We start from the raw sequence: 12,668 nt of genomic DNA, 5'->3' as shown, positions 1-12,668 counted from the left end.
GCCGTCGTCGTCTTACCGCCGAACGAAAGGGTCCACGTGTCCCGCTCCGAAAAAGTCTCCTTCCAGGGTTCCACCGGCGAACTGCTTTCCGGCATCGTCGACGTCCCGGAGGGGCCGGTGAAGGGCTGGGGGGTGTTCTCGCACGGCTTCACGCTGGGCAAGGACAGCCCCTCGGCCTCAAGGATGTGCAAGGCTCTGGCGGACAACGGGGTGGGCATGCTCCGCTTCGACAACCTCGGCCTCGGCGAATCCGCCGGGCTCTGGTCGGAGGGCTCCTTCAGCCACAAGGTCGCGGACACCGTGAAGGCGGCCGAATTCATGCGCGCGTCGGGCCGGCCGGTCTCGCTGCTGGTGGGCCATTCCTTCGGCGGGGCCGCGGTGCTCTCGGCCGCGCGGCAGATCCCGGAGCTCGACGCCGTCGCCACCGTGGGGGCCCCGTTCTCGCCCAAGCATGTGGCCCACGTCTTTGACGCGGCCGTGGACCGGATCCTCAGCGAGGGCAGCGCCGAAGTGGACCTGGGCGGCAAACGGGTGGAGATCCGCCGCCACTTCGTGGAGGACCTGGAGAACGCCGACCTCACGGACTGCATCCGGCAGCTGGGAAAGCCGCTCCTGGTGCTCCACTCCCCCACCGACAACACCGTGGGCATCGAGAACGCCAGCACCATCTTCCGGACCGCACGGCATCCGCGCAGCTTCGTATCCCTCGAGGGCAGCGACCATCTGCTGACCGCCAAGGGCCAGGCCGCCCGTGCCGCGAAGATTATTTCGGCGTGGGCCGACCAGTACCTCGACGCCACCGCGTAGCAGCGGCCGGGGGACGGATCTCGCCGGCCTCCACCGGGGTCTTGCCCGGCTGGACCTGGCGGGCGCCCCAGCCGGTCTTCCTGCTGCCCGGCTCCCGGTTGAGGTCCTCCTCGCGGATCGCCACCCACGAGGCACAGACCAGGTACACCTGGCTGACCAGGTTGAACCAGATCAGCAGGCCGATGATGATGGCGAAGGGCGCCAGGATGGGGTTCCGTCCGGCACTGGCCAGCAGCTGGGTGCTGAAGATCTGCAGCACGGTGGTGCCCACCGCGGCAAGGAGGGTCCCTTCCAGGAGCGAGCGGCGGGCCAGCTTCAGCCCCGCGGCCACCCGGAACATGATCAGCGCGGTGCCCCAGCCGAGCAGCAGCGGCACCATGATCGTGGCCAAGGTCGTCAGCGGACCGGCCAGCAGCGGATCCAGGTTCAGCTTCTCAGTCACCCACCCCGCCGCCGTGCCGAACACCAGGGAGGCGGCCGCGCTGACCACCAGGGCCGCGCCGAGCAGCAGGAGCGTGCCGGCGTCGCGCAGGATCTGCAGGACCGGGTTCATCCCCCGCGGGCCCAGCCGCATCATGCCCCGCACGCCGTCGCGGATGCCGCTGATCCAGCCCAGGGCCGTGAAGACAGTCACCGCAGCGGCGATCACGGCAGCCCAGCCAAGGCTGGAAGGGTTCAGCAGCTGATAGGGATCAACCAGCCCCTCGCCGCCGTCGACCTGCAGGAGGCCGGGCGCGGCCTTGGCCACACTCCTGATGATTTGGTCCAGCAGGGCCGGCTGTCCGCTGAGGACAAGACCGGCCAGGGAAAGGCCGGTGGCCAGCAGACCTGTGATGGAGAAGAACATCCTGAACCCGATGCCGGCACTCATCAGGGGGCCGTGCTGGAGGTTGTAGTGCTGGAAGGCGCGGAGCGGACGGAGGGTGTTGGCCCGGGCCAGCAGCCACGGCACCATCGCCAACAGCGACGCCATCCGGCCGCCGCCGGAGCGCCGGACCTTTCCCCATTCAACCCGTTTCCGGATGACTTCCAGTTTCAGCCGGGCCAGCTCGGTGGGAAGCGGCGGCTCAGTGGGCGCCTGCTGCACCGTCCTGGCCCCCGTCGTCGTCAGGTTCGGTCCCAAAGTCAAGCTCTTCCCGTAGCTGCCAAATGCCGTTGTCGTCGTGCTCGTAAAGTCCCATGCTAGCCACCGGGAACGTGGCCCGGTAATCCTTGAGCACCGTTTCGGCCTCATCCAGGCTTTCCGGGGCGACGTCGTGTGCGACGGTGACGTGCGGATGGTAGGCAAACGGCAGTTCCCGCTCCAGCGGCCCGGTCTGGAGCTGCTGGTGCAGGCTGACACAGTCACCGAAGCCGTCCTCAACGTTGAGGAAGACCACCGGGGACACCGGCCGGAAGGATCCGGTGCCGGCGATGGTCACGTTGAAGGGCTCCTGCTTGCTCGCGATCTCACGCACGTGGTTGCGGGTCGCTTCCCAGTCCTGGGTCATGGTGGTCGTCACGAGCGTGATGTGCGCCGGGATGACGGCCGCCATCGGGTCGCCGAAGGAGGCCCGCCAGCGCTGGAGCTCCTCGGCGATCTCGTCCGGGAACCCCAGGATCACGCCGATGCTGACGCCGTCGGTGCGCTGTCCGTTGTCCGGAGGGGATTCCTTGCCGGCACTGCTGACAGCACGCGCGGCGGCGCGTTTTGGCTCGTTAGCGGTGACTTTGCTGACGGAGGACATTGGCCTAGCGGGCCCCGTGGGTTCCGGCGTAGGGCAGGAAACCCACCTTGGCGTAGACGTCCCGCAGGGTGACCGAGGCGATCTCGCGGGCCTTGTCCGCGCCGAGGGCCAGCAGCCGGTCAAGTTCCGCGGGGTCGTTCAGCAGCTCGTTGGCCCGGTCCCGGATGGGGGTGAGCCGCTCCGCCACGACCTCGGCGAGGTCGACCTTGAGGTGGCCGTACATTTTGCCCTGGTAGGCGGCGACGAGGGCCTCGACGCTCTGCCCGGTGATGGCCGAGTAGATGGTCAGCAGGTTGGAGACCCCCGGTTTGGCCTCGCGGTCGAAACGGATCTCCGTTTCCGCGTCCGTGACCGCGGATTTGATCCGCTTGGCGATGACCTTGGGATCGTCCAGGAGGTTGATCAGGCCGGCCGGTGATTCCGCCGACTTGGACATCTTGGCGGTGGGGTTCTGCAGGTCGTAAATCTTCGCCGATTCCTTCTGGATGAAGGGCGCCGGAACGTTGAAGGTCTCACCGAAGCGGCTGTTGAACCGCTGGGCCAGGTCGCGGCTGAGTTCCACGTGCTGGCGCTGGTCCTCGCCCACCGGCACCCCGTGGGGCTGGTAGAGGAGGATGTCCGCAGCCTGCAGCACCGGGTAGGTGAAGAGGCCGACGCTGGCCTGCTCCGAGCCGTGCCGGGAGGCCTTGTCCTTGAACTGGGTCATCCGGGAGGCCTCGCCGAAGCCGGTGATACAGTTCAGGACCCAGGCCAGCTGGGCGTGCTCGGGCACCTGGGACTGGACGAAGAGCGTGCACTTGTCCACGTCGACGCCGCCGGCGATGTACTGCGCGGCCGTGACCCTGGTGCGGTGGGCCAGTTCGGCCGGGTCCTGCGGAACGGTGATCGCGTGCAGGTCCGGGATAAAGAAGATCGCGTCGTACTCGTCCTGCATCCGGACCCAGTTCACCAGGGCGCCGAGGTAGTTGCCCAGATGCAGGGAATCCGCGGACGGCTGCATGCCGGAGAGCACGCGCTGGCGGACCCCCGGAGGGACAGCAGAACCGGGGACGGCAGGGGTAGCGGCGGTGACGGTTTCGGCGGCAGGAGATCCGGCGGCGGCGCCGGTCACGGGGGTCACAGTGGAAGAAGAGGTCATTCGTGGGGGCCTTAAAACTAGAGCCGGTAGTCCACTACCAGCGGGGCGTGGTCGGAGAAGCGTGTGTCCCAGGACGGCGCCCGGTCAACAACGGCTGACACTGCGGCTGCAGCGAGAGCGGGCGTGGCCATGTGGTAATCAATGCGCCAGCCGGTGTCGTTGTCGAAGGCCTGTCCCCGTTGCGACCACCAGGTGTAGGGGCCATCGACGTTACCCGCCAGGCCCCGGTGAACATCCTTCCAGCCGATGTCCTCGCCAAAGAAGCGGTCAAAGTACGCGCGCTCCTCGGGCAGGAAGCCGGCACGTTTGACGTTGCCCTTCCAGTTCCTGATGTCGAGTTCCGTGTGGCCGACGTTGAGGTCGCCCACCACGAGGGCATGGTCGCTGTGCTTGGTCAGCTCGGGAAGCCGGCTGGCCATTACATCGAGGAAACGGAACTTGTCGTCCTGCTTCGGGGTGCCTGCCTCGCCGGAGTGGACGTAGGCGCTCACGACGGTGAGCTGGGAGGCTTCACCCTCGGCGTTGCGGACGCTGTAGTCGGCTTCGACCCAGCGGCCGGCGGTGGCGAAGTAGTCGTCGCCGATGCCCACCCGGGTCTGCAGCGGTTCGGTGCGGGAGGCGATGGCGACGCCGGCGCGGCCCTTGGCCTCGGCTTCGGCGTGCAGGATGTACCAGCCCGCGCCGAGCAGCTCATGGACGATCGCGTCGGGCGCGCGGACTTCCTGCAGGCAGAGGATGTCCACTTCGCGCGGCTCAAGCCATTCCGCCATGCCCTTCTTGTAGGCGGCACGAAGGCCATTGACGTTGACTGATGCGATGCGAAGGTTGTCCTTCTTCAATGCCGAGCTCACCCGATCCACTCTAGTCGACAATGGTTCCGGAGACGGGCTCGTCGCCGCCGGCGGACTTGATCATGTCCCGTGCGTTGGTGGCGGTGATCTCGATGGTCTCAAGCGCCCTGCGGATCGTCTCCTGGTCCGACGCGGTGCCCTTCGCCCGCTCCTGTTCGACGACGCGGACCTGCACCTGCACGATCTTGAACGAGTGGTCAAGCTTCAGGTCCCGGACCTCGTCCGCTTCACGGCGGACCTCCATGAGACGGGTGCTGCCGTGGTCCACACTGCCCGACGCCGGCGCCCGGCCGGCCGCCGCATTGAAGGCGTTCTGCGCTTCGGTGAGCTTTGCACCGGCCTTCCTGGCCGCCTTCTGGATGCTGAAGACCACGAAGGAGGCCAGAGCCAGCCAGAAGCCCGCGATGATCGCCACGATCCAGCCCACGACGTCGTTCTGGTTCGCAGCAAAGATGACCGCGACGACGAAGGCGATGATGAACACCATCATCCCCGGTCCGCTGATGCGGAACATGGAGAACTTGCCCGTGGCGGCGTTATACGCGGACGGCTTGGAAGACGCGGAGTTGCCCAGAGATTGCATGAGCCTATTATCGCAAACCCTCGCGGCGCGCCCGCCCGCTTCCACCCCGGGCGAACGCTCCGGGGCGGGGACGGCCGCTTCCGGCCCTACTTGAGGAACAGCTTGCGGAGCCGGCCGGTGGTCAGCAGCATGCCGAGGGCGATCATCACAAGGTAGTAGCCGACGTGGATGGCGGTCGCCGGGCTGAAGGCTCCCACGCTGATCTGCCGGAGCAAGTCCACGCCGTGCCACAGCGGCATCGCCTGGATGAACCACTGGATGTACTGCGGATAGACGCTGAGCGGGTAGAAGGTCGCGCTGAACAGGAACATCGGCAGCATCACGAAGTTGATCCAGTCCATCTGCTGGAACGTCTTCATGAAGCTGGTGATGCCCATGCCAAAACTGGCAAAACCGAAGGCGATCAGCACCGCGGCCGGGATCATCAGGATGGCCCACGGCGTGGTGAGCAGCCCCATGAGGCCCATCACGGCGGTGAAGCCGGTGGCGTACATCAGGCCGCGCAGCAGGGCCAGGAAGATCTCCCCCATCGCGACATCCAGCGGCCCCAGCGAGGTGTAGAGCATGCCCTGGTACAGCTTGGAGAAGTTCATCTTGAAGAAGACGTTCCAGGTGGAGTCGTAGACGGCACCGTTCATCGCGGACACGGCCAGCAGGGCCGGCGCGATATAGGCGGCGTAGGAAATTTCCCCGCCGCCGGGCCCCTGCACCGTTCCGACGATGGCGCCCAGCCCGACGCCCATCGCGATGAGGTACAGCACGGGCTCGAAGAAGCCCGAGAGCATGACCATCCAGTTGCTGCTCTTGGTGGCCATCAGCCCGCGGGCGACGACGGCGCGGACGTTCCGGGAGTACAGCGGCCCGAACTTCCGGTTGCGCGCGGCGTCGGCGTCGCTGTGGCTGGTGGTGACGGCGCTCATCCGGCCATCCTTTTGATGAACTGGCGTTTGGTCAGGACCCAGCCGAGCACCGCGAGGGCCAGCAGGAACACGACGTGCGCGACGGTCAGCAGCGGGGCCTCCTGGTAGCCGTAGCTGAAGACCCGGCCCAGCTCGGTGCCGTGCCAGATCGGGGAGATCCAGCCGATCCAGCGCACCGTCAGCGGCAGGGTGTCCAGCGGGAAGAAAGTGCCGGAAAACAGGAACAGCGGCATCACGATGAAGCGCATGACCATGGCGAACTGGCCTTTGTCCTGCGTGATCGAGGCGGCATAGGCCATCAGCGGCAGCCCGAAGGACAGCCCGGCGAGGGTGGCGACCAGGATCGACACCCAGCCCCAGGGGCTCGGCGATGCCCCGAACAGCGCCACCACACCGAAGTAGATCGCGGACTGCAGCAGGAAGCGCACTGTGACGGCGATGACCTGTCCCAGCGCGATCTGCTGGGGCGTCAGCGGCGAGGCGTGCGGCCCGTAGTAGACCCGGCGCCACTTGAACCCGTCCATGATCGGGAAGGTGAACTCGTTCGCCGCGGACATCACCGCGGCCGAGATCAGCAGCGCCGGCGCGATGAAGGTCAGGTAGCTGACCCCGCCGAAGAGGGCCCCGCTGGCGGTGTCGACCAGCGTCGCCAGGCCCACCCCCATGGCGAAGAGATAGGCGACCGGCTGCCCGACGCCGTACATCACGATGGTCCAGCCGTAGCTCTTCATCACCCGGAGCACGTGTTCGGCGAAGTAGAGCGACCCCCAGCGCCTGGCCCGGACCGCCGAGACCTCCGGGGAATGGGCGCGCAGGGCGGGAGCCGCCGTCGGGCCTAGCGCCTCGGACACCGCCCCGGGTGCCCCCACCGCCCCGTTTACCGACGCCTTCCCGGCTGCTGCCGGTTTCCTAGTCAACGAGGCTCCTGCCGGTCAGGCGCAGGAAGACGTCCTCGAGCGAGGACCGGCGCACCAGCGAGGTCACCGGGCGCAGCCCGCGGACGGAGACCTCCTCGAGGGCGGCCTCGCCGTCGTGCGCGTAGATCAGGACGCGGTCGGGCAGGGTTTCCACCCGTTCGCCGATGCCCTCCAGTTCGGCGCCGATGGAGGCGTTGCGTTCCGAGCCGAAGCGCAGCTCGAGGACTTCGCGGGTGGAGTACTCGCGGATCAGGCTCGCCGGGGATCCCTCGGCCATGATCCTGCCCTTGTCCACCACGATCAGGCGGTCGCAGAGCTGCTCGGCCTCGTCCATGTAGTGGGTGGTGAGGATCAGGGTGACGCCCTGTTCCTTGAGCCGGAACAGCCGGTCCCAGAGAATGTGCCTCGCCTGCGGGTCCAGGCCGGTGGTGGGTTCGTCCAGGAGCAGGATCCGGGGTTCGTTGATGAGGGAGCGCGCGATCGTGAGGCGGCGCTTCATGCCGCCGGAGAGCGCGTCCACCTTGGATTTCGCCTTGTCGGTGAGCTGCGCGAACTCCAGCAGCTCGTCGGCCTTGGGCCTAAGGTAGCTCATCGGCAGGCCGAAGTAGCGGCCGTAGACCAGCAGGTTGTCCCGGACCTTGAGTTCCTCGTCCAGGTTGTCCTGCTGCGGGACCACGCCCAGGTGCGCCCGGACTTCCGGTCCGTTCAGGTCGGGGTCCAGGCCCATGATGCTGAGGCTTCCGGACGTGCGCTGGGACACCGCGCCGATCATTTTCATGGTGGTGGATTTGCCGGCGCCGTTGGGTCCGAGCAGGCCGAATGCCTCGCCGGCGGGGACGGAGAAGGAGATTCCGTCGACCGCGGCCACGTCGCCGTAGCGCTTCGTCAGGTTCTCGGCAGTGATCACATACTGCGGCGGGCCGGTTTCAGCGGGGCTGCTCACGTGAGCTTCCTTGAGGGAGGATTCTTTCGAGTCGAGTTCAGGCACCCGAATTACGGTAGTGGAAACCGGCGAACTATGAAAGAGTCTTTTCGTAAAAAATCCGGGCGTTTGCCGTTCTGTGCTGTCCGGGAATTAAAGCGTCCCGGGGCTTAAAACCGCAAGGGCGCCACCCCCCTGAGGGAGAAGCGCCCTTTCGTGCACAGACTCAGCCGGCGCCGGAGGTGCCCGCCTCGGCCAAGTGGCGTTCCGCGGTTTCCACCACGTTGGCCAGCAGCATGGCGCGGGTCATCGGGCCGACTCCCCCGGGGTTCGGGGACAGCCAGGCGGCGACGCCGGCCGCTGCGGGGTCCACGTCCCCGGTGACGACGGCCTTGCCGGAGCCGTCATCGACGCGGCTGACGCCGACGTCGAGGACAATGGCGCCCGGCTTGAGGTCCCCCGCCTTGATCATGTGCGGCTGGCCGGCCGCGGCGATCACGACGTCGGCCTGCCGGAGTTCGGCGGGCAGGTCCACGGTGCCGGTGTGCGCCAGGATGACCGTGGCGTTGACGTCCTTGCGGGTCAGCAGCAGTCCCACCGGGCGGCCGATGGTGACGCCGCGGCCCACCACCAGCACGCGTTTGCCGTTGAGGCTGATGCCGTGCCGGGTGAGGAGTTCCACGCAGCCCTTGGGGGTGCACGGCAGCGGGGACTTCATCGGGCCGCTGACGTTGGCCACGAGCCGGCCGAGGTTCATCGGGTGCAGGCCGTCGGCATCCTTGTCAGGGTCCATGGCCTCCAGGATGACGTCCTGGTCGATGTGCTTGGGCAGCGGGAGCTGGACGATGTAGCCGGTGCATTCCGGGTTCTCGTTCAGCTCCCGGACCACGGCCAGGAGCTCCTCCTGTGTGGTGTCCTCCGGCAGGTCGCGGCGGATTGAGGTGATGCCCACCTCGGCGCAGTCCTTGTGCTTGCCACCGACGTACCAGGTGCTGCCCGGGTCGGAGCCGACCAGGATGGTGCCGAGGCCCGGGACGATGCCCTTGGACTTGAGGACGGCGACGCGTTCGGTCAGTTCGGCCTTGATCGCCGCGGCGGTGGCCCTGCCGTCGAGGATCTGTGCGGTGGCGGCCGTTTGTGCAGTCTCAGCGGAAGTCATGGCCTACCACTGCTCGTGCTGCGGGTACAGCGGGAAATCCGCGGCGAGCTTGTCCACACGGGACTGGAGCGCCTCGATGTCGGTCGCGGACCCTGCCTTGAGTGCGGTCGCGATGATCTCGGCGACCTCGGTGAACTCCTCGGCGCCGAAGCCGCGGGTGGCCAGGGCCGGGGTGCCGATGCGAAGGCCGGAGGTGACCATCGGCGGGCGCGGGTCGAACGGCACGGCGTTCCGGTTCACGGTGATGCCGACCGAATGCAGGAGGTCTTCGGCCTGCTGGCCGTCGAGCTGGGAGTTGCGCAGGTCCACCAGGACCAGGTGCACGTCGGTGCCGCCGGTGAGGACAGAGACGCCGGCGTCGGACACGTCGGCCTGGTTCAGGCGGTCGGCGATGATCCGGGCGCCTTCCAGGACGCGCTCCTGGCGCTCCTTGAATTCCTCCGTGCCGGCGATCTTGAACGCGACGGCTTTGGCGGCGATGACGTGCATCAGCGGTCCGCCCTGCTGGCCCGGGAAGACGTTGGAGTTGATCTTCTTGGCCCATTCCTTCTTGGCCAGGATCACACCGGAGCGGGGGCCGGCGAGGGTCTTGTGCACGGTGGAGGTGACGACGTCGGAGTGCGGGACCGGGCTGGGGTGCAGTCCGGCGGCCACGAGGCCGGCGAAGTGCGCCATGTCCGTCCAGAGGAGCGCGCCGACCTCGTCGGCGATCGAGCGGAAGGCTGCGAAGTCCAGGTGGCGCGGGTAGGCGGACCAGCCGGCGATGATGACCTGGGGCTTCTCGGCAATGGCCTGGGCGCGCAGCTTGTCCATATCGATGCGGAAGTTGTCTTCCTCGACCTGGTACGCGGCGACCTGGTAGAGCTTGCCGGAGAAATTGAGCTTCATGCCGTGCGTCAGGTGGCCGCCATGGGCCAGGGACAGTCCGAGGATCTTGTCGCCCGGGGTGATCATCGCGGAGAGCGCCGCGGCGTTGGCCTGGGCGCCGGAGTGCGGCTGGACGTTGGCGTACTCGGCTCCGAAGAGCTCCTTGACCCGGTCGATGGCGAGCTGCTCGGCGATATCGACGTATTCGCAGCCGCCGTAGTATCGGCGGCCGGGGTAGCCCTCGGCGTACTTGTTGGTCAGGACCGAGCCCTGGGCTTCCATGACGGCGCGGGGGGCGAAGTTTTCGGAGGCGATCATTTCCAGGGTGCCGCGCTGGCGGCCCAGCTCCTGGGCCAGGACGGCGGCGATTTCGGGGTCAAGTTCGGCCAGCGGCTGGTTGCTCACGGCGGCGGAAGAAAGGCTAAGGGAGGTGGTCACGGGGAACTCCTGGCTAGGCAACGGGCACTGCTTAAGGTCAGGTTACCGGCTGGCCCGCGGCGGCGCCCCTAGATTACGGCCCACGGAAACCCGGGACGCGACAAGGGGACCGGCACCCGGGATGGGGTGCCGACGCGGGCCGGCAGCGGGCGCTGCCAACCGGACAAACATGACCCTCGGCCCAGGCGTACGATCCGTGGTCTTCGTGAGTGCCGCTCCCTGGTGGTTAGCCACCCAACGCCAGTTGCGACCCTTCCAGACTACCCCAGGCCGGCGGCCCGGCCCCAGCCGGCGCGTACCCGCGGGTAGGCTGTCTTCGTGACTGACGACCAGCTGACTGCTTCCTACATCCTGACCTTTTCCTGCCCGGACCGCCCCGGCATCGTGCACGCCGTCGCGGGCGCCCTGCTCGTTGCCGGCTGCAATATTACGGACTCGCAGCAATACGGCAGCCAGAGCACCGGGACGTTCTTTATGCGCGTCGAGGCCACGACGGCGGCCTCCCCCATCGAACTTCAGGCCGCCCTCGAGCCCGTGGCCCAGGCCTTCGGCATGCAGTGGAGCCTCAACCCGGCCGGCCGGAAGGTGCGCACCCTGTTGATGGCCAGCACCTCCGCGCACTGCCTCAATGACCTGCTGTTCCTGCAGCGCTCCGGCACCCTGCCGATCGAGATCCCGGCCATCGTGTCCAACCACCGGGACCTGGCGGGCCTCGCCGAGTTCTACGGCATTCCGTTCCACTACATCCCGGTCACCCCGGACACCAAGGTCCGGGCCGAGGACGAACTGCGGGCGCTGATGGCCGAGCACGACGTCGAACTGACGGTCCTGGCCCGCTACATGCAGATCATTTCCAACGAGCTGTGCCAGGAGCTGACCGGCAAGGCCATCAACATCCACCACTCCTTCCTGCCGTCCTTCAAGGGCGCCAAGCCCTACCACCAGGCTCACGCCCGCGGCGTGAAGCTCATCGGCGCCACCGCGCACTATGTAACGGCGGCCCTGGACGAGGGCCCGATCATCGAACAGGAAGTCATCCGGGTGGACCACCGGCGCACGGCCGAACAGTTCGTCCAGATGGGCCGCGACGTGGAGGGCCGCACCCTGGCCCAGGCGGTGCAGTGGCACGCCGAGCACCGGGTCCTGCTGGACGGCAACCGGACGGTTGTTTTCAACTGAGCCCGGTTGTCTTCAGCTGAGCACCCCTGTTTTCAACTGAGCCCGGTTGTTTTCAGCTGACGGCGGTCATTGAATAGGGGTATGGCACTTTCCCAGGAAGACCCGCTGACCGAGTTCGTCGCCCTGCTCAAAGCGGAGGGCCGCAGGGGCGTGCTGGGCCTGGACTGCGGCCAGGGTACGGACGGGCTGCGCTTCGTGCAGTCCGGCATCCACTTCACCGGCGTCGACCCGTCCGAGGAGAACATCCATGCAGCGCGGGCCCGGGGCCTGGAAGCCTCGGTCGCGGCGGCCCCCGCCCTGCCCTTCGCCGATTCGGTGTTCCCTTCGGTGTGGGCTGTGGACGCCCTCGCGGGACTGCCCCCGGAGGACTGGGACGGCGTCGTCCAGGAGCTGGGGCGGGTGGCCGCGCCCGGGGCGCCGATCGCCGTCGTGCTCCCCGAAGCCCGCCAGCCCGAACAGGGCGCAGGCTTCACGGTGCTCCGCTCCCCCGCGTGACCTCCATCCCTCCACCCCCCTCCCACCGCCTCCCCCCTCCCACCCCCCGTTGCCCTATCACTTGTGGTTGCCATCAGCGCTGATGGCAACCACAAGTGATAGGGCAACGGGGGTGCGGGGTGTCCTAGGCTGGGGGGATGGCTCCCATTTACGCTTTCGCCGGCGATACCCCGGCTGTCCACGAATCCGCCTTCATCGCACCGAGCGCCTCGGTGATCGGAAAGGCCACACTCGCCGAGAACTCCAGCGCCTTCTACGGCGTCTCCGTCCGGGCCGATACCGCCGCGATCACCGTCGGCGCCGGCAGCAACCTGCAGGACAACGTGGTGCTGCATGCGGACCCGGGCTTTCCCTGCACCGTCGGCGCCCGGGTCAGCGTCGGCCACAGCGCCGTCGTGCACGGCTGCACGGTCGAGGATGACTGCCTGATCGGCATGAGCGCCACCATCCTCAACGGAGCGGTGATCGGCGCCGGCTCCCTCGTCGCTGCCGGCGCCGTCGTACTGGAGGGAACGGTGGTCCCGCCGCGCTCACTGGTCGCCGGGGTGCCCGCCAAGGTCCGGCGCGAACTGAGCGACGAGGAGTTCGCCGGCGTCCAGCAGAACGCGGCGCACTACCAGGACCTGGCCCGGGCCCACCGCGAACTGCACGCCTGAGCCCACGCC

Annotated in this window: 14 protein-coding genes and 1 riboswitch; of the genes, 4 read left to right on the top strand and 10 right to left on the bottom strand. The window is 67.7% G+C overall.

Features of this window, described 5'->3' with window-relative positions; all coding sequences use genetic code 11:
* Window positions 1-36: 36 nt before the first annotated feature.
* The gene (locus tag QCD75_RS11670) at window positions 37-807 is read left to right on the top strand and encodes an alpha/beta hydrolase family protein (RefSeq protein WP_301228746.1); all 771 of its coding nucleotides are present in this window, start codon (window positions 37-39) and stop codon (window positions 805-807) included.
* Here QCD75_RS11670 and QCD75_RS11665 read toward each other — a convergent pair.
* The 10 genes from QCD75_RS11665 to glyA all read right to left on the bottom strand — a co-directional run bounded on the left by QCD75_RS11665 (window position 764) and on the right by glyA (window position 10,329).
* On the bottom strand, window positions 764-1,930 hold the full coding sequence (locus tag QCD75_RS11665; protein ID WP_301228840.1) for a YihY/virulence factor BrkB family protein: 1,167 nt from the start codon (window positions 1,928-1,930) through the stop codon (window positions 764-766). The genes QCD75_RS11670 and QCD75_RS11665 overlap by 44 nt on opposite strands.
* The gene (locus tag QCD75_RS11660; RefSeq protein WP_301228745.1) at window positions 1,875-2,534 is read right to left on the bottom strand and encodes a 2'-5' RNA ligase family protein; all 660 of its coding nucleotides are present in this window, start codon (window positions 2,532-2,534) and stop codon (window positions 1,875-1,877) included. The genes QCD75_RS11665 and QCD75_RS11660 overlap by 56 nt, the downstream gene beginning before the upstream one ends.
* Window positions 2,535-2,538: 4 nt before the next feature.
* Window positions 2,539-3,672 (bottom strand): tryptophan--tRNA ligase, encoded by a 1,134-nt coding sequence (trpS, locus tag QCD75_RS11655; RefSeq protein ID WP_301228744.1) that lies wholly within the window; start codon window positions 3,670-3,672, stop codon window positions 2,539-2,541.
* A 17-nt stretch (window positions 3,673-3,689) separates the two neighbouring features.
* On the bottom strand, window positions 3,690-4,523 hold the full coding sequence (locus QCD75_RS11650; RefSeq protein ID WP_301228743.1) for an exodeoxyribonuclease III: 834 nt from the start codon (window positions 4,521-4,523) through the stop codon (window positions 3,690-3,692).
* Window positions 4,524-4,533: 10 nt separating this feature from the next.
* Window positions 4,534-5,106, bottom strand: a complete 573-nt coding sequence (locus QCD75_RS11645; RefSeq protein ID WP_301228742.1) for a hypothetical protein — start codon at window positions 5,104-5,106, stop codon at window positions 4,534-4,536.
* Between the two features lie 86 nt (window positions 5,107-5,192).
* Entirely contained in the window at window positions 5,193-6,026 is an 834-nt protein-coding gene (locus tag QCD75_RS11640; protein ID WP_301228740.1) for an ABC transporter permease, read from the bottom strand.
* Complete coding sequence (locus QCD75_RS11635) at window positions 6,023-6,895, bottom strand: ABC transporter permease (protein ID WP_441005475.1); 873 nt, start codon at window positions 6,893-6,895, stop codon at window positions 6,023-6,025. Before QCD75_RS11635 ends, QCD75_RS11640 begins: the two co-directional genes overlap by 4 nt.
* Window positions 6,896-6,935: 40 nt before the next feature.
* On the bottom strand, window positions 6,936-7,886 hold the full coding sequence (locus QCD75_RS11630; protein WP_301228738.1) for an ABC transporter ATP-binding protein: 951 nt from the start codon (window positions 7,884-7,886) through the stop codon (window positions 6,936-6,938).
* Between the two features lie 205 nt (window positions 7,887-8,091).
* The gene (locus QCD75_RS11625; protein ID WP_301228736.1) at window positions 8,092-9,024 is read right to left on the bottom strand and encodes a bifunctional methylenetetrahydrofolate dehydrogenase/methenyltetrahydrofolate cyclohydrolase; all 933 of its coding nucleotides are present in this window, start codon (window positions 9,022-9,024) and stop codon (window positions 8,092-8,094) included.
* Window positions 9,025-9,027: 3 nt separating this feature from the next.
* A complete protein-coding gene (gene glyA, locus QCD75_RS11620) occupies window positions 9,028-10,329 on the bottom strand; it encodes a serine hydroxymethyltransferase (protein ID WP_301228734.1) in 1,302 nt (433 codons plus the stop codon).
* 172 nt (window positions 10,330-10,501) lie between these two features.
* Window positions 10,502-10,587: riboswitch (ZMP/ZTP riboswitch) on the bottom strand.
* A 60-nt stretch (window positions 10,588-10,647) separates the two neighbouring features.
* Here glyA and purU point away from each other — a divergent pair.
* The 3 genes from purU (at window position 10,648) to QCD75_RS11605 (ending at window position 12,659) form a co-directional block, all read left to right on the top strand.
* On the top strand, window positions 10,648-11,508 hold the full coding sequence (gene purU, locus QCD75_RS11615) for a formyltetrahydrofolate deformylase (RefSeq protein ID WP_301228732.1): 861 nt from the start codon (window positions 10,648-10,650) through the stop codon (window positions 11,506-11,508).
* 81 nt (window positions 11,509-11,589) lie between these two features.
* The gene (locus QCD75_RS11610; protein WP_301228730.1) at window positions 11,590-12,003 is read left to right on the top strand and encodes a class I SAM-dependent methyltransferase; all 414 of its coding nucleotides are present in this window, start codon (window positions 11,590-11,592) and stop codon (window positions 12,001-12,003) included.
* 137 nt (window positions 12,004-12,140) lie between these two features.
* Complete coding sequence (locus QCD75_RS11605; protein WP_301228728.1) at window positions 12,141-12,659, top strand: gamma carbonic anhydrase family protein; 519 nt, start codon at window positions 12,141-12,143, stop codon at window positions 12,657-12,659.
* The last annotated feature ends 9 nt before the right edge of the window (window positions 12,660-12,668 follow it).

Origin of the sequence: Arthrobacter sp. PsM3 (assembly GCF_030433895.1) — a bacterium.
Lineage (GTDB): Bacteria > Actinomycetota > Actinomycetes > Actinomycetales > Micrococcaceae > Arthrobacter.
This window is presented reverse-complemented; position numbering and strand designations above follow the sequence as displayed.